The following is a 22,080-nucleotide window of genomic DNA, read 5'->3' as shown; positions in this document are numbered from 1 at the left end:
GCCGCCATGGCACGCGCCGACGAACATAAATACGCCGCGCAGAACCGGCGCGCCCGCTTTGATTATTTCATCACCGAAACGATCGAGGCTGGCATCATGCTGACCGGGACGGAGGTGAAGTCGCTTCGCGCCGGCCGGGTCAGCATCGCCGAGTCCTACGCCGGCGAGCGGGATGGGGAGTTGTACCTGATCAACGCCCATTTCCCGGAGTACCAGCTGGCCGGCCGCTTCTTCCAGCATGAGCCCAAACGGGCGCGCAAGCTGCTGGTCCGCCGCCGCGAGATGGACAAGCTGTTCGCCTCCATTCGCCGCGACGGCGTCACCCTGATTCCGCTGTCGATCTATTTCAATGACCGCGGCTACGCCAAGGTCGAGATCGGCGTGGCCAAGGGCAAGAAGAAGGGCGACAAGCGCGAGGCGGAGAAGGAACGCGACTGGCAGCGCGACAAGGCGCGCCTGATGCGGGCCAAGGGCTGACAGCAAGGCCGCCCAGAGATGCAAAAGGCCGGGGCGTTCGCTCCGGCCTTTTGTCTGGGTGGGCTTTATTCCGATGCGTCCAGGTACTGGCGCACGGCCTTGAACACGTCCTCGAACATGGTGTCGGTCAGGCGGCCGGTGTTGGTGTTGTAGCGGGAGCAGTGGTAGCTGTCGAACAGCGTCACTCCGCCGCCCAGGTCGTGCCGGGCGCCGTGGCCGAAGGGATGGGCCGCCTGGCGCAGGCCGAAGGTACGGATGACGCTGGTGTGGGAGACGGAGCCCAGGGCCACCACGGCCTTGAGCCTGGTCATCGCTTCCAGTTCCGCCACCAGGAAGGGGCGGCAGGTGTGCGATTCTTCCGGCGTGGGCTTGTTCTCGGGCGGGACGCAGCGGACCGCGTTGGTGATGCGCGCGTCGATCAGGGTCAGGCCGTCATCCGGCCGCTCCAGATACTGGCCCGTGGCGAAGCCGAACTTCAGCAGGGTGGCGTACAGCAGGTCGCCGGCGTAGTCGCCGGTGAAAGGACGGCCGGTGAAGTTGGCGCCGCGCAGCCCGGGGGCCAGGCCCACCACCAGCAGGCGGGCGTCCAGGCCGCCGAAGGACGGCACCGGCCCGTTGAATTTGTCAGGGAAGGCCGCGCGGTTGCGCAGGCGATAATCCACCAACCGGGGGCATAAGGGGCAGTCATGCCCCGGCGGCGTCAGGTTCTGGGTCATGGGATAAGGGCGCCCGTTACGTGTCGTGTGGGCGCCGGATATCACTCCACCGGCGTGGTGTCGAGATTCTGGGCATGCTCCACCGCCGGGCGAGGGGCATGGGCGCGGGCGATGTCGGGTGCCAGATCCATCAGCTCGATGAAGTTGTCGGCCTGGCGGCGCAACTCGTCGGCGATCATGGGCGGGGTGGAGCGCACGGTGCTGATCACCGAGACGCGCACGCCCTTGCGCTGCACCGCCTCCACCAAGCGGCGGAAGTCGCCATCGCCGGAGAACAGCATGATGTGGTCCAAATGCTGCGCCATCTCCATGACATCGATGGCCAGTTCGATGTCCATATTGCCCTTGATCTTCCGGCGGCCGGACGCGTCGGTATATTCCTTGGTCGGTTTCGTGACCATGGTATAGCCATTATAGTCCAGCCAATCGACCAGCGGGCGAATTGGGGAATATTCCTGATCTTCAACCAGCGCGGTATAATAGAAGGCGCGGATCAGGCGCCCGCGCTTCCCACAAAAATTCAACAAACGCTTATAATCGATATCGAAATTCAGGGCGCGCGCGGCGGCGAATAAATTGGCGCCATCGATGAAGAGGGCGAGCCGTTCCTCGGGATAATGCAACATTTTATATTCCTTTAAATATCATTTGGGAGGGTAATGCAGAGGATTCAATTATCAGTAGCGTGCCGTCTTTATAGCGCGCTGACAAGCGTCTACATAAAGTGAATGGGTTAACGCGTTCAAGCAAGATATGGTCGCAGCCGGTGTATTTAAAGTCGCATCCTCCTTCTGGGGATATCGCCCCCGGGGGCGGGCACGATATTTAGGCCTTAAGGGTAGATGCTGGCGTCATCCCGCGCGATGCGCGCCGGAAGGGCGAAGTAGGGGTGAGGTGAATGATTCTGGTGGGGGTGGGGTCGAACCTGTCGGTTCCTGGCGTCGGCGGCTCGCGCGATGTGGTTGCTGCGGCTATGCGAGCGCTGGCTGGCGAAGGAGTGGCGGTGGCGGCGGTGTCGCCATGGTACCGCAGCGCCCCGGTGCCCGCGTCCGACCAGCCCTGGTACGTCAATGGCGTGGTGCGGGTGGAAACGGACCTGGACGCCCCGGCGCTGCTGGCCGTCCTGCATCGGGTGGAGGCCGCGTTCGGCCGGGTGCGGCGCCAGGTGAACGAGGCGCGGGGGCTGGACCTGGATCTGCTGGCCTACCATGACGACGTTCGGGATGAGGCACCGGTACTGCCTCATCCCCGCCTGCACCAGCGTGCGTTCGTGCTGCTGCCGCTGCGCGACCTGGCGCCCGGGTGGCGGCACCCGGTGACGGGGATGAACGTGGCAAGCCTGGTGGCGGACCTTCCGCCAGGCCAGGTGACGGAGCGCATCGACGACTAGAGGGGCGGGGCAGGCCCGTCCCCCGGCCGTTCTTCACGACCGAAACGCAGGAATGCGGCGGATCGGGTGTCGCCTTCCTTGCAACCGCGAAAACAGGCCCTTATAACTATGGGATGGTGTTCAGTGCCCCTATTCCCGGCACCCGTTTCGTTGTTGGAGTGAGCAAGGTATGGCCCGCGTTACCGTTGAAGATTGCGTCCTGAAGGTTCCGAACCGGTTCGAGCTGGTGATGATGGCGGCCCAGCGGGCGCGGGACGTGGCGGCCGGTGCGCCGCTGTCGGTCGATCGCGACAACGACAAGAACCCGGTCGTCGCCCTGCGCGAGATCGCGGACGAGACGGTGGTGCTGGACAGCCTGAAGAACTCCCTGATCAAGGGGCACCAGCGCGTCCAGGAGCAGGACGAGCCCGAGGAAGATATCATCGAGCTGATGGCCGGTGAGCAGGCTTGGGCCGTGCAGGGCGCCGCCGGTGAAGATGACGACCTGGGTGGCGAGGATGCCGCCGAGGATGCGGCGCAGGGTGACGACCTCGGCGACGACGAGGGCCTCTGAGCCGGTGGTGGGGCAGGCCGTGGGTAAGCGACCCGTCCCCCTTGGCTATTGTTTCATGGACAGCGCCCTGAACGGACAAGCCGCGCTCGCCGCGGATCGCCGCGCGCAACAGGCCTGGGGCCGGGCAGGGCATCCATGATGCGCCAGTACGAACTGGTTGAGCGGGTCCGCTCCTACGATCCCAATGCGGACGAGGACAAGCTCAATCGCGCCTACGTCTTCTCCATGAAGGCGCACGGGTCGCAGAAGCGCGCGTCGGGCGACCCCTACTTTTCCCACCCGCTGGAGGTGGCGGGGCTGCTGACCCAGCTGAAGCTGGACGGCGCCTCCATCATCACGGCCCTGCTGCACGACACGGTCGAGGACACGCTGACCACCTTGGAAGAGGTGCAGCGCCTGTTCGGGCCGGAAATCGCGCGCCTGGTGGATGGCGTGACCAAGCTGTCGCGCATCGAGCTGCAGAACCTGGAAAGCGACCAGTCCAAGCAGGCGGAGAACTTCCGCAAGCTGGTGCTGGCGATGTCGGAAGACATCCGCGTCCTGCTGGTGAAGCTGGCCGACCGTCTGCACAACATGCAGACGCTGCACTACCTGTCCAAGCCGGAAAAGCGCAAGCGCATCGCCCGCGAGACGCTGGAGATCTACGCGCCTCTGGCCGAGCGCATCGGCATCCAGCGCTGGAAGGACCAGCTGGAAGAGCTGTCGTTCAAGGAACTGAACCCGGACGCCTACGACAGCATCACTAAGCGCCTGCAGGATTTGGAAGAGCAGGGTGCGGGCCGCGTCGACCGCATCATCACCGAACTGGTGGACACCCTGCACGAGAACGGCCTGCCCCAGGCCACCGTGTCGGGCCGGCGCAAGGCGCCCTATTCCATCTGGCGCAAGATGCAGCGCAAGAACGTGACGTTCGAGCAGCTGTCCGACGTCATGGCCTTCCGCATCACCGTCGAATCCATCGAGCAGTGCTACCAGGCGCTGGGCGTCATCCACGCCCGCTATCCGGTGGTGCCGGGGCGCTTCAAGGACTACGTCTCCACACCCAAGCCCAACGGCTACCGCTCGCTGCACACCACCGTCATCGGCCCGGAGCGCCAGCGCATCGAGGTGCAGATCCGCACCACCGAGATGCACGAGGTTTCCGAACTGGGTGTCGCCGCCCATTGGGCCTACAAGTCCGACGGCAGCAGCCAGCCCAAGACCGAGGGGCGGCAATACCGCTGGCTGCGCGAGCTGCTGGACATCCTGGAGCATGCGGTCCGGCCGGAAGAGTTTCTGGAGCACACCAAGCTGGAGCTGTTCCAGGACCAGGTGTTCTGCTTCACGCCCAAGGGCGACCTGATCGCGCTGCCGCGCGGCGCCACGCCGGTGGACTTCGCCTACGCCGTGCACAGCCAGATCGGCGACACCTGCGTCGGCGCTAAGATCAACGGCCGCATCCAGCCGCTGCGCAGCCAGCTGCAGAACGGCGACCAGGTCGAGGTCGTCACCAGCAAGGCACAGACGCCGTCGCCCGACTGGGAAAACTTCGTCGTCACGGGCAAGGCCCGCGCCCGCATCCGCCGCTACATCCGCACCCAGCAGCGCGCCCAGCATATCGAGCTGGGCCGGGCCATGGTGCAGAAGATCTTCCGGCAGGAAGGCTACGACTATTCCGACAAGGCGCTGGAAGGCGTTCTCAAGATCTTCCAGTACCAGTCCGCCGATGACCTGATCGCCGCCATTGGTGCCGGCCTGGCCGGCGCCCGCGACGTGTTCAACGCCGTCTTCCCCGGCCACAAGGTGGTGCAGCAGATCACGCCGGACGAAAAGATCGTCCAGCTGACCCGCGGCAAGACCAGCAAGCCCAAGGGCAAGGACAGCCCGCTGCCCATCAAGGGCCTGATCCCGGGCATGGCCGTGCATTACGCCCGCTGCTGCCACCCCCTGCCGGGTGACCGCATCGTCGGCATCGTCACCACCGGCAAGGGCGTCACCATCCACACCATCGACTGCGAGACGCTGGAAAGCTTCCACGACAGCCCGGAACGGTGGATCGACGTCTCCTGGGACAACGAGGCCGACGGCGCGGACGAGAAGGTGGGCCGCATCACCGTGGTGGTGGCGAACGAGCCGGGCAGCCTGGGCACCGTGTCCACGGTGATCGGCAAGAACGGCGGCAACATCACCAATCTGAAGATCACCCACCGCACGACCGACTTTTTCGAGATGTTGATCGATATCGACGTGCATGACGTGAAACATCTGACCAATATCATCGCCGCGCTGCGGGCCACGCCGGTTATCAATTCCGTTGACCGGGCGCGGGGCCGCTGACGCGGTGTCCTCAGTCGTCGTGCCGCCGCATGGCGTGCTAGGGATAGACATAGGGGAGGAACCGATCGGTCCGCGGGGCGTGCGGCACGATCGGCCTAGACGAAGGTCATACGGCGCTGGCGTGGCGCCGTGCCCAGGTCTAGAACAGTGCAAGTTTGTCGGGGGGCCGACACCCATCGCCCAGAGACTCACCCAGGGGCAGCAGGCTTATGTTCCGCCGTCGTGAAAAAAGGCCGTTCGCCGAAGCCGTGAAGCAGACCTTGTGGCCCCGTATGGGTTGGCGCCGCGCCGGTCGCTATTGGATGCACCGCATCGGTCGCGTGCCTGGCACGCCCTATGGCATCTCCGCCGGGTTCGCCAGTGGTGTCGCCATGGCCATGACGCCCTTCATGGGGGTGCACTTCCCCCTGTCCATCGGCCTGGCCTGGCTGCTGCGCGGTTCCATCGCGGCCTCGCTGCTGGGCACGCTGTTCGGCAACCCGGTGACCTGGCCCTTCATCTGGCTGGCCACCTACCGTTTGGGCTGCTTCGTCCTGCACATGCACCCCGGCCACGGCCCCATGGAGCTGTCGTGGAGCGTGCTGCGCCACAGCGCCTGGCAGGTGGTGGCACCCATGACCGTCGGCGGCTTCCTGTCCGCCGCCCTGACCTGGCCCCTGGTTTTCCTGGTGCTGCGCCCCCTGATCGCGCGCTACAAGCACCACCGCATCGCCGCCAGCCATCATCACCCGGTTCTGGGCCATGAGCCCAAGCCGGCCGGAGACTGACATGACGTCTGAAACCCAGAGCCAGCGCTTGCGCCTGGGCGTCAACATCGACCACGTGGCCACCATCCGCAACGCCCGCGGCGGCGTGCATCCCGACGTGCTGCGCGCCGCCCACCTGGCGGCCGATGCCGGTGCCGACGGCATCACCGCCCATCTGCGCGAAGACCGCCGCCACATCCGCGACAGCGATATCGACCGGCTGATGTCGGAAATCTCGCTGCCCCTGAACCTGGAGATGGCGGCGACGGAGGAGATGCTGGCCATCGCGCTGCGCCACCGCCCGCACGCCGCCTGCCTGGTGCCGGAGCGCCGGCAGGAGCGGACGACCGAGGGCGGGCTGGACGTGGTGGGCGGCTATGACCACCTGGCCCCCATCGTCGGCCGCCTGAACGACGCCGGCGTGCGCGTGTCGCTGTTCATAGCGCCGGACCGGGCGCAGCTGGACGCGGCCAAGCGTATCGGCGCCCCAGTGGTCGAGCTGCATACCGGCCGCTATGCCGATGCCGAGAACGCCGCCGAGCTTGAGGCCGAATTGGCGCGCCTGACCGCCGCCGCCGCCCATGCCGGCCAGATCGGCCTGGAATGTCATGCGGGCCACGGCCTGCGCTTCGACAACGTGATGCCGGTCGCGGCGCTGCCGCAGGTGCGGGAGCTGAACATCGGCCACTTCCTGGTGGGCGAGGCGGTGTTCGTCGGGTTGGAGGCCGCCATCCGCCAGATGCGGGCGCTGATGGACCAGGCCCGTCCCGCCGGCGCCCATTCTACCGGCACTGTGGCGCCATAATGTCCTTTGGCGCTTTTCAGCCCGGCAGTGTCATCCTGGGCATCGGCAACGATCTGATCGACATCACCCGCATCGAGAAGACCCTGGCGCGCTTCGGCCAGCGCTTCGTCGAGCGGGTCTTTACCGACATTGAACAGGCGAGGTCCGACCGGCGCGCCAAATCCAACGGCCGCGCCGCCAGTTATGCCAAGCGCTACGCCGCGAAGGAGGCCTGTTCCAAGGCGCTGGGAACGGGTTTTCGGCAGGGTGTGTTCCACAAGGACATGGGCGTCATCAACCTGCCGAGCGGCCAGCCGACACTATGTCTCACCGGCGGCGCCCTGGAGAGGTTGCGGGCGATGACGCCGCCGGGCATGGTGGCGCAGATTCATCTGACGCTGACGGATGAGCCGCCCATGGCGGAGGCCTTCGTCATCATCACGGCCACGCCGGCCCCGGCGGGCGACGCCGCCAACGGTATTGCTTGAAAATCCCGGTGGGCCCGCTAGATCGGTGCCACCCACTCTCACTGAGGTTGTTTCGTTCCATGAGCCAGCAGAATGATCGCGTCAGCCGCGCGGCCCCCCAGCCCCAGGCGGAAAGCTGGGGCGACGTGGTGCGGACGGTCATCTACGCCCTGATCATCGCGCTGGGTGTGCGGACCGTGGCGTTCGAGCCCTTCAACATCCCCTCGGGCTCCATGATCCCGACGCTGCTCATCGGCGACTACGTCTTCGTGTCCAAGTTCAGCTACGGCTACAGCCGCTTCTCGCTGCCGCTGGGCCTGCCGCTGTTTCACGGCCGCATCTTCGGCAGCGTGCCGGAGCGGGGGGACGTGGTGGTCTTCCGCCTGCCCACGGACACCAGCCAGGACTACATCAAGCGCGTGATCGGCCTGCCCGGCGACCGCATCCAGATGATCGACGGCATCCTGCACATCAATGGCGAGCCGGTAAAGCGTGAGCGGGTCGAGGATTACACCATGGAGACGCCGTTCGGCCGCCAGAGCGCCGTGCCGCGCTACATCGAGACCCTGCCCAACGGCGTGAAGCACACCATCATCGAGATCATGGGCGATGACGGCGGGCTGGACAACACACCCGTCTACACCGTGCCCGAGGGCCACATCTTCTGCATGGGCGACAACCGCGACAACAGCCAGGACAGCCGCGTCCTGAACGTCGTCGGCTACGTCCCGCTGGAGAACGTGGTGGGCAAGGCCCAGTTCAAGTTCTTCTCGCTGGAGGAGGGCGTGCACTTCTGGGAATTCTGGAAGTGGCCGACGTCCATCCGCTTCGGCCAGATCTTCAGCAAGGCGCACTGACGCCATGGCCACGTCCGCTGGCCCGCTGGACACCGGCGGCGCCGACATCGCCACCCTGGCCGAGGCCCTGGGACACACCTTCGCCGAGGCCCGCCACCTGCTGGAGGCGGTGACCCACCCCAGCGTGGCCGGCATCGGCCGCGGGCCCCGCGCCGCCACCGGGCATTATGAGCGGCTGGAGTTCCTGGGTGACCGGGTGCTGGGCCTGGTGATCGCCCAGTGGCTGCTGGAACGCTTCCCCGAGGAGAATGAGGGCGGCCTGGCCAAGCGCCACACCGCCCTGGTGCGGGCTGAAGCGCTGGCGGGCGTGGCCGAAAGCTTGGATCTGGGCCGCTACCTGCGCCTGGCCCCGGGCGAGGCGGACGCGGGCGGCCGCACCAAGCCCGCCATCCTGGCAGACGCCTGCGAGGCGGTGATCGGCGCCCTGTACCTGGACGGCGGCCTGGAGGTGGCCGGCGCGTTCATTCGCAAGCACTGGGCCGGCCGCATCGACGCCGCCGAGTTGCCACCGGTGGAACCCAAGACCGCCCTGCAGGAATGGGCGCTGGCCCGGGGCCTGCCCCTGCCGGTCTATGAGCAGGTGGGACGCACCGGCCTAGACCATGAGCCGGTGTTCACCGTGCGCGTGGCCGTGCAGGGCAAGGGCAGCGAGGCTGCCAGCGGCCCGTCCAAGCGCGCCGCCGAGAAGGCCGCCGCGCTGGAGATGCTGAAGCGGCTGGGCTGAGCCCTCCGGACGTTTGATGGTGGACGATTGACCGCGGGCGATTGACGACAGGCGGTTGACGGCGACGCGTTGTGCGGCATCCTGCGGATATTCCATACCGTCAGGGGCCGCCATGCTTCGCCGCCGTCTCGCCCAGGTCCTTGTCGCCAGCGGAGTTCTGGCCGCCGCCTTCGGCGCCAGGGCGGAGCCGGATGCCCATTCCATCACCCCCTTGGACATCCGGATCCTGCGCCCGGCCAGCGTGGTGCCGGCCACGGACGGCCGCCATCTGGTGTTCGAGGCGCTGATCAGCAACTTTTCCCCCGTGCCCATGACGTTGGCGACCGTGCGGCTGGGCACGGTGGCACAACCGGCCGCCCTGGCGCGATTCGAGGGCGCGGCCCTGACGGATCTGCTGTCGCGGCCCGGCCGTCCGCCCGGTGACGGCCAGCCGCCGGTGACGGTCATACAGGGCAATACCTACGCCGCCGCCCTGTTCGACGTGCATCTTGGCGATGATGCCGAGGTGGCGGATCTGCGGCTGGCGCTCACCATCGCGCCGTTCAAGCCTGACTTGCCCGACACCACGCTGAACACGGCGGTCGCCGTCCCGCTGGGCCGGGCGCCGCCCGTCGTCGTCTCCGCCCCCGTCGCCGGCACGGGATGGGTGGCCTTCAACGGCCTGTCCGCCGCCTCTATACACCGGACCACCGTGATGGTGGTGGACGGGCAGGCGCGGGTGCCAGAGCGCTACGCCATCGACTTCATGAGGCTGACCGCGGACGGGCGGGAGTTCGGCGGCGACCAGGCGCGCAACGAGTCCTGGCCCGGCTATGGCCAGGCGGTGCTGGCCGTGGCCGACGGCGTCATCGAGAGTGTGCGCGACGGGTTTCCGGATAACGTGCCCGGCCAGCCGCCGGCGCAGAAGGTCACGCTGGACACCATTGCCGGCAACCAGGTGGTCCTGCGTATGAAAGGGGGGGCGTACGCCTTCTATGCCCATCTCATCCCGGGCAGCATCCCCGTGCGGCCGGGCCAGGCCGTGCGCAAGGGCGAGGTGCTGGGCCGGCTGGGCAATTCCGGTCAGTCCGACGCCCCGCACCTGCATTTCCAGGTGGGGGATGGTGGGCATATCGCCGCCAGCGACGGCCTGCCGTTCGTCTTCGACGCCTTTACCCTGGCGGGCGTGATCCCGGACACTGCCACCGCCGACGCCGGCGCCGCCTGGCGTGCTGACCAGCCGCCGGAAACGCGCCGCCGGCAGCTGCCCACTGAAAACGCCGTTATGGGTTTCTGAGGGGCTCGGCACCCCGTTGCCGTGCCATATATTGCGCGGGCGGGCTGCCCAGGGCCTTGCGGAACATGGTGACGAAGCTGCTGGCGCTCTCATACCCCAGGTCCAGCGCCACCTGCTGCACCGGCGCCCCCTCCGCCATGCGCTGCAGGGCCAGCATGAGGATCAACTGCTGGCGCCACTGGCCGAAGCTCATGCCGGTTTCGCGGGTCAGCAGGCGGGCCAGGGTACGCTCGCTCATGCCCACGCGCTTGGCCCACTGCTCCATGGTGCCGCGTTGGCCCGGGTCGGCCATCATCAGGGCCACCAGCCGGCGCAGCCGCGCGTCCGTGGGCATGGGCAGGTGCAGCCGTTCCTCCGGCGCCGCCGCGATCTCATCCAGCAGGACGGTGACCAGGCGGGCGTCCGGCCCGTCCTCAGGATAGAGCTGCGGCAGGCTGGCCGCCCGCATCAGCAGGGCCGTCAGCAGTGGCGTCGCCGAGACGGTGCAGCAATGCGCCGGCAGGATCGCCGCCACGGCGGGGTCGATGAAGGCGTTGTAGCCATCGACCGTGCCCGACACTTTGAGGGAATGCAGCGTCTCCGCAGGGATCCACAAGGCACAGTTCGGCGGCACCAGCCACAGCCCGCTCTCCGCCTCGCAGGTCAGGACGCCGCGCGGGGCCAGCAGCAGCTGCGCCTTGCGGTGGCGGTGGGGCGCCAGTTCGATGCCGTTGGTGAAGCCGATGATGCCGAAGGCGGCGATGGGCCGGGGCACGTCATCGGGGTCCATCAGGTCGCCTGGCCAGTCCTGATCATTGGAGGGCAGCTCTCTCAGGATGGGCATGGGGCCTGGCTCCGGTCCCTCAGATGCGGGTTGGCAGATTTTCGAAATTGATTGTCATGATTGCCCAATGACGCCAATCCGCCAAGAGGCTAGCTAAGTCAGGCCGCGCACATGCCGGGCTTGGGAGAGAGTGATGGACAGTCAAGATGTGGATCGGGTGACGGAGAATGCGACCCCTGTGGCCGCAGGCCCGGTGACGCGGACCCTGCTGCGCTGGTTCATGCGCCCGGCCCGCGTGGCGGCGGTTGAGCGCCTGTCCCCGCGCTTCCGGCGCGTCCGGCTGGAGGGGGAGGCGCTGCGGGACGTGCTGTGGGCGCCGGGGCAGAAGATACAGGTGGCCATGGGCATGGGCCTGGCCGCCCGCACATATACCCCGGTGTCCTGGGACGTTACCGGGGGCGCCACCCAACTGCTGGCTTTTTCCCATGGTGAGGGGGCCCATGGCGGGGGGCCGGGCAGCCGCTGGATGGCCGGCTTGAAGGCTGGCGATGGCTGCCAGTTCTTCGGCCCGCGCCGCTCCCTTGACTTCACCGATCACGCGGGCCCTTGGGTACTGTTCGGGGACGAGACGTCGTTCGCGGTGGCCCTGGCCTGCCGCATGGCGCTGGGCAGCGGCTTCCGCTGTGTATTCGAGGTGTCGGACCTGGCCGAGGCGCGATCCGTGCTGGACGCGGTGGGATTGAGTGACGCCATGCTGATCGGCCGCCTTGCCGGCGAGGGCCACCTGGCGGGGGTGGTCGACGCGCTGTCGCATGCCGGTGGCGACGCGGCACATTTCGCGCTGACGGGCAGGGCGCCTGCCATCCAGCAGATCACCCGAGCACTGAAGGAGCGGGGTGTGGCCGCCTCACGCCGCAAGGCCAAGGCTTATTGGGCGCCGGGCAAGAGCGGCCTGGACTGAGATCATGGAGATGCCGATGGCCCCCCAAACCCTGGGACACGATCCCCTGGACCTGGACACGCTGTACGATCCGCCGGCGGAGCACATCCGCCAAGCGGTGATGCCCGAGTTGATCGACTTTCATATCCGATATCTGGAAAAGGCGACCTTCTTCTGCCTGGCAACGGGCCGCGGCGACGGACGCGACGGCGGGCTGGACGCTTCGCCACGTGGCGGGCCGCCCGGCTTCGTGCGAGTGCTGGACGCCAAGACGGTGGCCTTCGCCGACTGGCCGGGAAACAACCGCATCGAATCCATGCGCAACCTTCAGGCGGACGACCGCCTGGGCATGCTGTTCCTATTCCCCGGCCTCGATGTCTTCCTGCGCCTCAATGGGCGTGGCCGCGTCACGGATGACGCCACCGTGCGCAGGGATCTGGCCGAGGGGGGCAAGGCGCCCAAGACGGCGATCATCGTGACGGTGGATGAAGTCCTGTTCCACTGCGGCAAGGCCTTGAACCGGGCCCGCTTTTGGGACCCGGCCTCAAGGCTGGCGCGCGGCAGCCTGCCGACGCCGGGCCAGATGCTGGCCGCCATGACCCGCAAAAGCACGGCGGAGGCAGAGGCGATCGATGCGCATTACGATCACGCCATGCGCACCGACCTCTACGGCTGAAGCTCAAAGGTTCTCGTGCGCGCCCGCCTCGCCACGCAGCCAATAGCCGGACGCCCGCATCCATTGCGCCGGGTGCTTGCGGTCCTCCAGCACATAGGCGCGCAGGGCCTTGGCCACGGTGGCCTCGGCGGCGATCCAGACATAGCCGTCGCCTGGCGGCAACTGGATACCCTCGACCGCCCGGCGCAGGGTGGCGGCGTCGTCCGTGCCATGGCTGTCGCGGGTGACCCAGTGGGCGGTCCAGCGCGCCTTGGTCTCGATAGCCTGAATCTCCGCGGCGCTGTCGACGGCCACCACGGTGTGGACCGGTACGCCCGGGCGCAGCTCCTCCAGCCGGCGGCCGATGGCGGGCAGGCCCGTCTCGTCGGCGACCAGCAGGTACCAGTCGAAATCATCCGGCACGATCATGGAGCCGCGCGGGCCGCCGATCTCCAGCGTGTCGCCCACCTTGGCGCCCAGGGCCCAGGCCGTGGCCGGGCCGGCGTCATGCAGGGCGAAGTCCAGGGTCAGGGTGCGGTCCGCCTGGCTGAAGGCGCGGGGGGTGTAGTCGCGCATCAACGGCTGGCCATCCGGGCCGGAGAAGAACAGCTTGATATGGTCATCGGCGCCGCGGCTGTCGAAGTCCGCCAACTCCGGCGAGGTCAGGACGACGCGCAGCATCTTGGGCGTCAGGTGCGCCACGCTGGTCACGGTCAATGTGCGCCGACGGGTGTCGAAGCGCATACGGCCGATCTGGTGGCGGGGGGTGTCGGTCATTCGGTCACCTAGGTCAGGTCTGTCGGGTTGAGAGGCGGGGACGGTTGCCCCGTCGTCATTCAAGGAGGAGGGAGTCAGAATCTCCGCCGTGGCGCGCCGCAGGATGGCGGCCAGGCGCCGGGCCTCGGCGGCATCGCAGCCGCGCTTGCCGTAAAGGGCGGATTTCAGGGCGTGGCGCGCCTGGTGCAGATCTTCGGACGCCGCGGGATCGGCGTCGGTGACGCCGGCGAAGGCCTCGCGCACCTGCTCCATCCGGCCGCCGATGCGGCGCAGGCCCTCCAGGATGGCGACGGCCGTGCCGCGGTGGCCCTCCAGGTGGGCGCGTCCGCTGTCGGTGATGCGGTAGAGCTTGCGGTTGCCCTCCGGCTCCGCTGCCGCGTAGCCGATCTCCGCCAGGAAGGTCAGCGCCGGGTAAATGACGCCGGGGCTGGGGGTGTAGAAGCCGCCGGACTGTTCTTCCACGGCGCGGATCAACTCATAGCCATGGGCCGGCTTGCGCTCCAGCAGCGCCAGCAGCAGCAGTTCCAGGTCGGCGGACGACAGCTTGCGGCTGCCAGGCATGCCGCCCCCGCCACCGCCCCAGAAGCCGCCGCCCCCGCTGAAACCGCCGCCGTGCTTCCAATGATGCCACCCGCCGCGCCCGCCCATGGCCAGGTAAGGGGGATGGGATGTCGTTTGATCGGAAAACATATCGTACGATATAGCGAACGATATGAAACCGACAAGAGGAAGCTGAAAAGAAAACGCCCCGGCGGGAGAACCCGGCCGGGGCGTGGCGGAAAGAGGGGAGAGAGGGGCCTAGCTCAGTGCTTCTTGCCCGGCACGGCCTCGACGGGGAAGGCCTTGGGCAGGGCGATGCCCTTGGCGGCGGCCGCCTCGCGCAGCAGCACCGGCTGGTCGGAGATGATGCCGTCCACGCCCATGTCGATCAGCTTGGCCATGTCCTCCGCCTTGTTCACCGTCCAGGGGATGACGGTCAGGCCCAGGCTGTGCGCTTCCTGCACCAAGCCGGCGTCGATGTCGGTGTGGAGCGGCGACCAGACCTTGCCGCCGGCCGCCTTCACCGCCTTGGGCACGCTGCCGCCGTGGTCCACGGGGTCGAAGCCGGCAGTCCAGGGCAGCTTGGCGGTCAGGCTGACCGAGGGCTCGCGCGGATCCTGCTCCGTCAGGTAAACGGTGGGAATGGCGGGGGCCTTTTGCTGCACCACCTGCAGGGTGCGCCAGTCGAAGGACTGGATCATCACCCGGTCCTCGAACTTCTCGGCCTTCAGCACGGCCAGCACTGTGTCCACGAAGACCTCCGGCGTGGGGCTGTCCTCGGGATGGCTGGGGTCGATCTTGGTCTCGATGTTCATCTTCACGGTCTTGTTGCCCGACCGCTTCACCAGGTCGATGACCTCTTTCAGGGTGGGGATGGGCGTGCCGGGAATGGGGCGCTGGTCGGGGAAGTGGCTGCCATAGGCGCTGCCCGGGCGCAGCTGGCCGACGTCGTACTTCTTGATCTGCTCCAGCGTCAGGCTGAAGAAGGCCGGGGTGGGGGCGGTGACGTAGGCGCCGTCCGGCCCCTTGGCCAGGTCGGGGTTCAGGTGCCGCTCATGCGAAATGATGACGGTGCCGTCCTTGGTGATGTTCATGTCCATCTCCAAGGTGGTCACGCCCAGCGACAGGGCGTGGGCGAAGGACTGCAGCGTGTTCTCCGGCCACAGGGCGCGGCCGCCGCGGTGCGCCTCGATGTCCAGGTCGCGGGCCTGGGCGGGAAGAATGACAGCTGAGGCGAGCGCGGCGGCGAGCGCCAGTTGACGCGGGGCCAGGCGGTGCGGCAGGGACATCGAAGCGGGCTCCTGGTAGACTGGGACCGTGTGCCGGCCGAAGCCGGCGCGGTCGAGCTATAGCCCGGGCATCCCCTAAGCCCTTGTTAAATTTCCGAGGCGGTGCTGTGCGCCGGCCGCCTGCGCAATCCTTGGATGCCGTGCCGCCGCTGGTGCCGGCGCGCGGTCTGTGTCATGAAGCCGCGCATGCGGCGGCGGGCGGATGCCAAAGGGTGTCCGGGCCCGCCGTTCCCTTTGAGGATGTGAGTGATGAGCGACGTCGAACACGGCCAGGACGGCCTTCCCCCCGATGAGGACACGGTGGCCGGTGCCACGGGCCCCGAGCACGAGGCGCAGGAGGCGCCCGAGGGTGAAGACCAGTACCTGGACGATGAAGACGACTATGAGGATGACGAGGAGGAGGGGGACGGCACGCCGCTCGCGCCCATGCGCTGCGGTTTCGTCGCCCTGGTTGGCGCGCCCAACGCCGGCAAGTCCACCCTGCTGAACGCGGCGGTGGGCAGCAAGGTGTCCATCGTCAGCCCCAAGGTGCAGACCACCCGCTCCCGCGTGCTGGGCATCGGCATGCACGACCGCGCCCAGATCCTGTTCGTCGACCTGCCCGGCATCTTCACGCCCAAGAAGCGGCTGGAGCGCGCCATGGTGGCCGCCGCCTGGTCGGGGGCGGAGGAGGCGGACCTGGTGGCCGTGCTGGTCGACGCCTCGCGCCGCGTGGATGATGATACCAACGGCATCATCCAGCGCCTGAAGGACAGCAAGCGCCAGGCCATCCTGATCCTGAACAAGATCGACCTGATCCCCTATGAGCGGCTGCTGGAACTGGCGGCGCGCTTCAACGAGACGGGCGTGTTCACCGACATCTTCATGATCTCCGCCCTGACCGGCGACGGCCTGAAGGACTTCCTGGACAAGCTGGCCGCCCGCCTGCCGGAAGGCCCCTGGCTGTTCCCGGAGGACCAGCTGTCCGACATGCCGCAGCGCCTGCTGGCGGCCGAGATCACGCGCGAGAAGCTGTTCCTGCAGCTGCACCAGGAACTGCCCTACGCCGTGGCGGTGGAGACCGAGGCGTGGGAGGAGTTCGAGGATGGCTCCGTCAAAATCTCCCAGATCGTCTACGTCCAGCGCCCCAACCAGAAGGCCATCGTGCTGGGCAAGGGTGGCAGCAAGATCAAGTCCATCGGCGCCGCCGCTCGCGTGGAACTTGAGGAAATCCTGGACCGCCGCGTGCACGTCATGCTGTTCGTGAAGGTGCGCGAGGACTGGGCGGAGAAGCCCGACAGCTACAGCCAGTGGGGGCTGGATTTTAACGCCTGACACGACAGGGCGTCAGCCCCGCGCTGCCGTCATGCCGCCGCCCTTGACCCTCCCATCGTGGGAGGGTCTATCTATACGGGACATCTCGTCGAGGAGACTGAAATGTCCCATGTCGCCGCCGTTCCGCCCGCCGCCCCTGGTACCATCGACATCCCCATAGCCGGCATGACCTGTGCCGGCTGCGTGCGCCGGGTGGAGAAGGCGATCGCCGCCGTGCCGGGCGTGGCCGCCGCCACCGTGAACCTGGCGGCGGAACGCGCCCATGTGGAACTGGCCGAGGGCGGGCGCCTGCCTGACGTGATCGAGGCCATCGCCAAGGCCGGTTATGACGCCGGCACCCACACCGTAGAGCTCGCCATCCAGGGCATGACCTGCGCCGGCTGTGTCGCGCGGGTGGAGAAGGCGTTGCGCGCGGCGCCGGGCGTGGTGGAGGCCACCGTGAACCTGGCGACGGAGCGGGCCAGCGTGGTGCTGGTCGATGGCGCGGATGTCGCCGCTGTGGCGGGTGCGGCCACCAGGATCGGCTATGAGGCGAAGCCCTTGGGGCCGGAGGATGCGGCCGCGCAGACGGACCGGGAGCGCGAGGCGCGGGCGGCGGAGATCGATGCCCTGAAGCGGGCCGTGGCGCTCGCCGCCATCGCCACCGTGCCCCTGTTCGCGGTGGAGATGGCGCGGCACTTCATTCCAGGGGTCCACCATTGGCTGGTGGGCGCGGTGGGGGAGCAGCCCTGGCGCTGGGTCAGCCTGGTGCTGGCGGCCTTCGTCCTGGCCGTACCCGGCGGCCGCTTCTTCGCCAAGGGCGTGCCCAATCTGGCGCGGGCCACGCCGGACATGAATTCCCTGGTCGTGCTGGGGGCGGGTGCCGCCTTCCTCTATTCCACCGTGGCCACGGTCGCGCCGCATCTGTTGCCCGCCGGCACCGACAACGTCTATTTCGAGGCGGCGGCCGTCATCGTCACCCTGATCCTGGTGGGCCGCCTGTTCGAAGCGCGGGCCAAGGGCCGAACCAGCGAGGCCATCAAGCGCCTGCTGACCCTGCAGGCCAAGACGGCGCGGGTGGAGCGGAGCGGCCAGACCCTGGAACTGCCCATCGCGAGCGTGGTGGTGGGCGACATCGTCCTGGTGCGCCCCGGTGAGCGCGTGCCGGTGGACGGCAGCGTGCTGGACGGGTCGTCCTTCGTCGATGAAAGCATGATCACCGGGGAGCCGCTGCCGGTGGAGAAGGGACCCGGCGCGTCGGTCGTGGGCGGCACGGTCAACAAGACCGGGTCCTTCCGCTTCCGGGCGGAGAAGGTGGGGGCGGCCACCCTGCTGTCCCAGATCGTGCGCATGGTGGAGACGGCGCAGGGTGCCAAGCTGCCCATCCAGGCGGCGGTGGACCAGGTGACGGCCTGGTTCGTGCCGGCGGTCATGGCGGCGGCGCTGCTGACCTTCGCCGCCTGGTACTTCTTCGGGCCGGGGCCGCAGCTCAGCTACGCCCTGGTCAACGCCGTGGCAGTGCTGATCATCGCCTGCCCCTGCGCCATGGGCCTGGCGACACCCACCTCCATCATGGTGGGCACGGGCAAGGCGGCGGAGCTGGGCATCCTGTTCCGCCAGGGCGACGCCTTGCAGGGCCTGCGCGACGTGCGCGCCGTGGCCTTCGACAAGACCGGCACCCTGACCCTGGGGCAGCCGGCGCTGACCGACCTGGCGGTGGTGGAGGGGTTTGCCGAGGACGAGGTGCTGCGCCTGGTGGCGGCGGTCGAGGGGCGATCGGAACACCCCATCGCCCAGGCCATCGTGGCCGGGGCCCGGGCGCGCGGCCTCACCCCGCCGGCGGCGGACGGCTTCCGCGCGGAACCCGGCTTCGGCGCGCAGGCTACGGTCGAGGGCCGCGTGGTGGCCGTGGGCGCCGACCGCTACATGACCCGCCTGGGCATCGGCGTGGCGCCGGTGGCGGAGGCTGCCGCCCGGCTGGGCGGGGAGGGCAAGAGCCCGCTCTACGCCGCCATCGACGGCCGGCTGGCCGCCATCCTGGCCGTGGCCGACCCGGTGAAGCCCGAGGCGGCCGAGGTGGTGCGCACGCTGCACGGCGCCGGCCTGACGGTCATCATGGTCACCGGCGACAACCACCGCACGGCGGAAGCCGTGGCCAAGACGCTGGGCATCGATGAGGTGGCGGCCGAGGTGCTGCCGGAGGGCAAGGTGGCGGCGGTGGCGGAATTGCAGCGGCGCCACGGCCGCGTCGCCTTCGCCGGCGATGGGGTGAACGACGCCCCGGCCCTGGCGACGGCGGATGTCGGCCTGGCCATGGGTGCGGGCACCGACATCGCCATCGAGGCGGCCGATGTGGTGCTGGTGCGGGGCGACCTGCGCGGGGTGGCCACGGCCATCGCCCTCAGCCGCGCCGTGCTGGGCAATATCCGCCAGAACCTGGCCTGGGCCTTCGGCTACAACGTGGTGCTGATCCCCCTGGCCGCCGGGCTGCTCTATCCCGTCACCGGCTGGCTGCTGTCGCCCATGGTGGCGGCCGGCGCCATGGCGCTGTCCAGCGTCAGCGTGCTGACCAATGCCCTGCGCCTGCGCCGCTTCCAGGTGCCCGGTTCGTGACGGTCCGCCGGAGGCGCGTGCTTCGGACCAGGCGCCTGGTGTACGGTTTCAGCCTCTGGATGACGTAGGAAAGCGACGCATGCCCACCGTGGGAGAGGTCTTGGCCGTGGCCCTGGACCATCACCAGTCCGGCCGCCTGGATCAGGCGGAGGACTTGTACGGCCAGATCCTGCGCGCCATGCCGGACTGCGCCGACGCCTTGCACCTGCAAGGCGTGCTGTTCGTCCAGACCGGCCGTGCTGTGGCGGGTGAGGGCCTGATTGCCCAGGCCATCGCGCTGGACGGCGGCAATGTCGACTATCGCGCCAACCTGGCCCAGGCCCAGCGCCAGCGGGGCGATCGGTTGGCCGCCCTGGCGACCTATGGCCAGGTCGTGGCCCTGGCGCCGCGCCATGGCCCGGCGCACCTGGCCCGCGCCCAGATCCTGGAGGATTTGGGCCGGGTGGAGGAGGCCGCCGACGCCTACCGGCTGCTGACCCGCTTGCCCAACCAGCTGGCCCAGGCCCAACTGGGCCTGGGCCGCTGCCTGCTGCGCCTGGACAGGAAGGAGGAGGCGGAGGCCGCCTTCCGTGCCGTCCTGGCAGTGGCGCCGGATGAGGTGGTGGCGCTGGTCAATCTGGGGGATCTGCTGCGCCAGCGGGGCGGTCATGAGGCCGAGGCCGCCCGCCTGCTGGACCATGCCCTGCGGCTGCGGCCCGGCCTGTTCGAAGCGGCGGCCAGCCGGGCGGAGCTGCATGCGGCGAGGGGGGAGATGGCGGTGGCGGCCGAGATGGCGCGCGGCCTGATCGCCGCCCATCCCACCCGGCCGGAGCCCTACGGCATCCTGGCCCGCGCGCTGCGTTACCAGGGGTATACGGCCGACGCGCTGAAGGTCGGCGCCCGCCAACTGGCCCTGACACCGGATGATCCAGAGTTGGCCATGAGCATGGCGCACTGCCACCTGCGCCTGGGCGATTACCGCGCTGGCTTTCCCCTGTATCGCCGGCGCTGGCATCTGACGCCCCTGCCGCGGCGCCACCAGGGTGTGCCTGAGTGGGACGGCCGCGCCCTTCCCGGCAAGAGCCTGGTGGTTTGGGACGAGCAGGGCGCCGGCGACACCATCAGCATGCTGCGCCTGCTGCCCCAGGCGGCGGCCCGGGTGGGGCGGCTGCTGTTCGAATCCCCGCACGCGCTCTCGGTGCTCTGGCCACCCGCGCTATGGCCCGGCCAGCGGCCGGGGGACGTGGTGCTGCGCGGCCAGCCCTTGCCGCTGGCGCCCGATTATCAGATCGCCATGATGGATCTGCCGGAGGCCCTGGGCCTGACGGTGGACACCATCCCGTGGAATGGCCCCTATCTGAGCGCGGCGCCGGAGCGGGTGGCGGCGTGGCGGGCGCGCCTGGCGGACGTGCCCCGCCGCCGCGTGGGCCTGCTGTGGGCGGGCAATCCCCAGTTCCCCGTCGATGCGTGGCGCTCACCGGGCCTGCGGGCGCTGCTGCCCCTGCTGGAGGCACATCCCGACGTGACCTTCATCGGCCTGCAGCGGCCGGAGGGCAGGGGCGCCGTCGATGGGCTGACGCCGCCGCCCAACCTGCTGGACCTGGCGCCGGAGGTGCGCGACTGGGCGGACACCGCCGCCATCATGACCCTGCTGGACCTGGTGATCACCCCGGACACCGGCCCGGCCCATGTCGCGGGCGCCCTGGGCCGCCCGGTATGGACCATGGTGATCACCGACGCGGACTGGCGCTGGATGGACCAGCGGGCGGACACGCCCTGGTACCCCAGCATGCGCCTGTTCCGCCAGGCGACGCTGGGGGATTGGACACCTGTGGTGGCGGCCATGAGCGCCGCCCTGGCGACCTTCAAAGGGGGCCACGCGTCATGAACATAGGCCAGGCCTCCAAGGCATCCGGCGTCAGCGTCAAGATGATCCGCTATTACGACGAGGTCGGCCTGGTACGTCCCTCCAGCCGGTCGGAGGGCAATTACCGCGAATACGACGCCCGCGAGATCAATGAGCTGCGCTTCATCAAGCGGGCACGCAGCCTGGGCTTCGACATGGCGGAGATCGCCCAGCTGCTGTCCCTGTGGCGCGACCGCGAGCGTTCCAGCCGAGAGGTCAAGGCCATCGCCCAACGCCACCTGGCCGACCTGGACACCCGCATCCGCGAGATGCAGGCCATGGCCGACACGCTGCGCCACCTGGCCCATTGCTGCGCCGGCGACGACCGCCCCGACTGCCCCATCCTGGAAGACTTGAGCGGGACGGGGGCCGCTCAGACGACCTTGTAGACGCGGATCAGGACGGCGTGCCGCTCGGGCGGCAGGCCATGCACGGTGCCGACGAAGATGCCGCGGTTCAGCCAGGCGTGCGGCCCTTCCGGGGCAGTAAACTCCAGGACGGAGTACGCGTAGGGGGGCTGGCCCGGCGGCGTGTCGATGAGCGCCCGGTTGTTCACGGTGATGATGGCGCCGTCATCCGTCTTCAACTCATAGAGGGCGTTCAGCAGCAGCACGCCGTCGGACCGGACCAGCTGCCGGTCGGCGCCGCCGCCCAGAACCGTGCCCTTGATGCGCGGCCCCTGGAACATGCCACCGGTGATGGGCACCATGCGCCGTTCCCCCAGCGGGGACCGGCCCAGGGTGATCATGGGCTCCAGGTCCACCACCGCCTCATAGGTGAATTCCGTGGCGGGCAGTTGCAGGGGCACGGTGCTGAGCGGGGTCGGGGGCGCTGCCGGGGCGGCGGCCTCCGCGCGATCCGCCACGATCGCCCCGGCGATGCCGGCCGTCGCCGCGGCCTGCAAAAGCATCCGCCGATCCATGGTGCCCACCGTGTCCATCCCCATCTCCATTGTTTATTGACCTTAACAGTTATGAATAAACATGGTTGTCGATGCAATGGGGGTGAAAGCGGGGCCG

Annotated in this window: 22 protein-coding genes; 16 read left to right on the top strand and 6 right to left on the bottom strand. The window is 68.6% G+C overall.

Features of this window, described 5'->3' with window-relative positions; translation table 11 throughout:
• The first annotated feature begins 6 nt into the window (after window positions 1-6).
• Window positions 7-477: an SsrA-binding protein SmpB gene (gene smpB, locus FBZ87_RS06225; RefSeq protein ID WP_145609465.1), complete on the top strand. Its 471-nt coding sequence runs from the start codon at window positions 7-9 to the stop codon at window positions 475-477.
• A 65-nt stretch (window positions 478-542) separates the two neighbouring features.
• Here the strand turns inward: smpB and FBZ87_RS06220 are convergent, their stop codons facing one another.
• Together FBZ87_RS06220 and FBZ87_RS06215 are read right to left on the bottom strand one after the other, a co-directional pair.
• Window positions 543-1,193: a uracil-DNA glycosylase gene (locus FBZ87_RS06220; protein WP_145609464.1), complete on the bottom strand. Its 651-nt coding sequence runs from the start codon at window positions 1,191-1,193 to the stop codon at window positions 543-545.
• Window positions 1,194-1,234: 41 nt separating this feature from the next.
• Window positions 1,235-1,819 carry a LabA-like NYN domain-containing protein gene (locus tag FBZ87_RS06215; protein ID WP_145609463.1) on the bottom strand — a complete coding sequence of 195 codons (585 nt, stop codon included), beginning with the start codon at window positions 1,817-1,819 and terminating at the stop codon, window positions 1,235-1,237.
• Between the two features lie 272 nt (window positions 1,820-2,091).
• On the opposite strand from FBZ87_RS06215, the gene folK reads away from it, so the two are divergent.
• From folK to FBZ87_RS06170, 9 genes are all read left to right on the top strand, one after another.
• Window positions 2,092-2,583: a 2-amino-4-hydroxy-6-hydroxymethyldihydropteridine diphosphokinase gene (gene folK, locus FBZ87_RS06210; protein ID WP_186454608.1), complete on the top strand. Its 492-nt coding sequence runs from the start codon at window positions 2,092-2,094 to the stop codon at window positions 2,581-2,583.
• Window positions 2,584-2,752: 169 nt separating this feature from the next.
• Window positions 2,753-3,136: a DNA-directed RNA polymerase subunit omega gene (gene rpoZ / locus FBZ87_RS06205; RefSeq protein ID WP_145609462.1), complete on the top strand. Its 384-nt coding sequence runs from the start codon at window positions 2,753-2,755 to the stop codon at window positions 3,134-3,136.
• A 135-nt stretch (window positions 3,137-3,271) separates the two neighbouring features.
• The gene (locus FBZ87_RS06200; protein WP_145609461.1) at window positions 3,272-5,452 is read left to right on the top strand and encodes a RelA/SpoT family protein; all 2,181 of its coding nucleotides are present in this window, start codon (window positions 3,272-3,274) and stop codon (window positions 5,450-5,452) included.
• 209 nt (window positions 5,453-5,661) lie between these two features.
• The gene (locus tag FBZ87_RS06195; RefSeq protein WP_145609460.1) at window positions 5,662-6,219 is read left to right on the top strand and encodes a DUF2062 domain-containing protein; all 558 of its coding nucleotides are present in this window, start codon (window positions 5,662-5,664) and stop codon (window positions 6,217-6,219) included.
• A 1-nt stretch (window position 6,220) separates the two neighbouring features.
• Window positions 6,221-7,003 carry a pyridoxine 5'-phosphate synthase gene (locus FBZ87_RS06190; RefSeq protein ID WP_145609459.1) on the top strand — a complete coding sequence of 261 codons (783 nt, stop codon included), beginning with the start codon at window positions 6,221-6,223 and terminating at the stop codon, window positions 7,001-7,003.
• Entirely contained in the window at window positions 7,003-7,470 is a 468-nt protein-coding gene (gene acpS, locus FBZ87_RS06185; protein WP_145609458.1) for a holo-ACP synthase, read from the top strand. The genes FBZ87_RS06190 and acpS overlap by 1 nt, the downstream gene beginning before the upstream one ends.
• A gap of 59 nt (window positions 7,471-7,529) precedes the next feature.
• Complete coding sequence (gene lepB, locus FBZ87_RS06180; protein WP_040845561.1) at window positions 7,530-8,306, top strand: signal peptidase I; 777 nt, start codon at window positions 7,530-7,532, stop codon at window positions 8,304-8,306.
• A 4-nt stretch (window positions 8,307-8,310) separates the two neighbouring features.
• Window positions 8,311-9,030: a ribonuclease III gene (rnc, locus tag FBZ87_RS06175; RefSeq protein ID WP_145609457.1), complete on the top strand. Its 720-nt coding sequence runs from the start codon at window positions 8,311-8,313 to the stop codon at window positions 9,028-9,030.
• Between the two features lie 112 nt (window positions 9,031-9,142).
• Complete coding sequence (locus FBZ87_RS06170; protein WP_145609456.1) at window positions 9,143-10,306, top strand: M23 family metallopeptidase; 1,164 nt, start codon at window positions 9,143-9,145, stop codon at window positions 10,304-10,306.
• Here the strand turns inward: FBZ87_RS06170 and FBZ87_RS06165 are convergent.
• Window positions 10,293-11,129, bottom strand: a complete 837-nt coding sequence (locus FBZ87_RS06165; RefSeq protein ID WP_145609455.1) for an AraC family transcriptional regulator — start codon at window positions 11,127-11,129, stop codon at window positions 10,293-10,295. The two genes, FBZ87_RS06170 and FBZ87_RS06165, sit on opposite strands and share 14 nt — an antisense overlap.
• A gap of 133 nt (window positions 11,130-11,262) precedes the next feature.
• Between FBZ87_RS06165 and FBZ87_RS06160 the strand changes: the two genes are divergently transcribed.
• A complete protein-coding gene (locus FBZ87_RS06160; protein ID WP_211106857.1) occupies window positions 11,263-12,030 on the top strand; it encodes a siderophore-interacting protein in 768 nt (255 codons plus the stop codon).
• Between the two features lie 16 nt (window positions 12,031-12,046).
• Window positions 12,047-12,685 (top strand): MSMEG_1061 family FMN-dependent PPOX-type flavoprotein, encoded by a 639-nt coding sequence (locus FBZ87_RS06155; protein WP_186454606.1) that lies wholly within the window; start codon window positions 12,047-12,049, stop codon window positions 12,683-12,685.
• Between the two features lie 3 nt (window positions 12,686-12,688).
• On the opposite strand, the gene FBZ87_RS29615 is transcribed toward FBZ87_RS06155, so the two are convergent.
• Both FBZ87_RS29615 and FBZ87_RS06140 read right to left on the bottom strand, forming a co-directional pair.
• Window positions 12,689-14,002, bottom strand: coding sequence for an SIP domain-containing protein (locus tag FBZ87_RS29615; RefSeq protein WP_246134262.1), 1,314 nt, complete (start codon window positions 14,000-14,002; stop codon window positions 12,689-12,691).
• Window positions 14,003-14,244: 242 nt separating this feature from the next.
• Complete coding sequence (locus FBZ87_RS06140; protein WP_145609453.1) at window positions 14,245-15,270, bottom strand: glycerophosphodiester phosphodiesterase; 1,026 nt, start codon at window positions 15,268-15,270, stop codon at window positions 14,245-14,247.
• A 426-nt stretch (window positions 15,271-15,696) separates the two neighbouring features.
• Between FBZ87_RS06140 and era the strand changes: the two genes are divergently transcribed.
• From era to cueR, 4 genes are all read left to right on the top strand, one after another.
• Window positions 15,697-16,584 carry a GTPase Era gene (era, locus tag FBZ87_RS06135; RefSeq protein ID WP_244909422.1) on the top strand — a complete coding sequence of 296 codons (888 nt, stop codon included), beginning with the start codon at window positions 15,697-15,699 and terminating at the stop codon, window positions 16,582-16,584.
• Window positions 16,585-16,686: 102 nt separating this feature from the next.
• On the top strand, window positions 16,687-19,176 hold the full coding sequence (locus FBZ87_RS06130; protein ID WP_145609451.1) for a heavy metal translocating P-type ATPase: 2,490 nt from the start codon (window positions 16,687-16,689) through the stop codon (window positions 19,174-19,176).
• Between the two features lie 79 nt (window positions 19,177-19,255).
• Window positions 19,256-21,043 (top strand): tetratricopeptide repeat protein, encoded by a 1,788-nt coding sequence (locus tag FBZ87_RS06125; RefSeq protein ID WP_186454605.1) that lies wholly within the window; start codon window positions 19,256-19,258, stop codon window positions 21,041-21,043.
• Window positions 21,040-21,450 carry a Cu(I)-responsive transcriptional regulator gene (gene cueR / locus FBZ87_RS06120; RefSeq protein ID WP_145609449.1) on the top strand — a complete coding sequence of 137 codons (411 nt, stop codon included), beginning with the start codon at window positions 21,040-21,042 and terminating at the stop codon, window positions 21,448-21,450. The genes FBZ87_RS06125 and cueR overlap by 4 nt, the downstream gene beginning before the upstream one ends.
• On the opposite strand, the gene FBZ87_RS06115 is transcribed toward cueR, so the two are convergent.
• Complete coding sequence (locus tag FBZ87_RS06115; RefSeq protein ID WP_246134261.1) at window positions 21,435-21,971, bottom strand: DUF3237 domain-containing protein; 537 nt, start codon at window positions 21,969-21,971, stop codon at window positions 21,435-21,437. The genes cueR and FBZ87_RS06115 overlap by 16 nt on opposite strands.
• Window positions 21,972-22,080 lie beyond the last annotated feature (109 nt).

Source organism: Nitrospirillum amazonense (assembly GCF_007828035.1).
GTDB classification, from domain to species: Bacteria; Pseudomonadota; Alphaproteobacteria; order Azospirillales; family Azospirillaceae; genus Nitrospirillum; species Nitrospirillum amazonense.
Note: the sequence above shows the minus strand (reverse complement) of the source record. Positions and strands in the feature narration are given on the sequence as shown.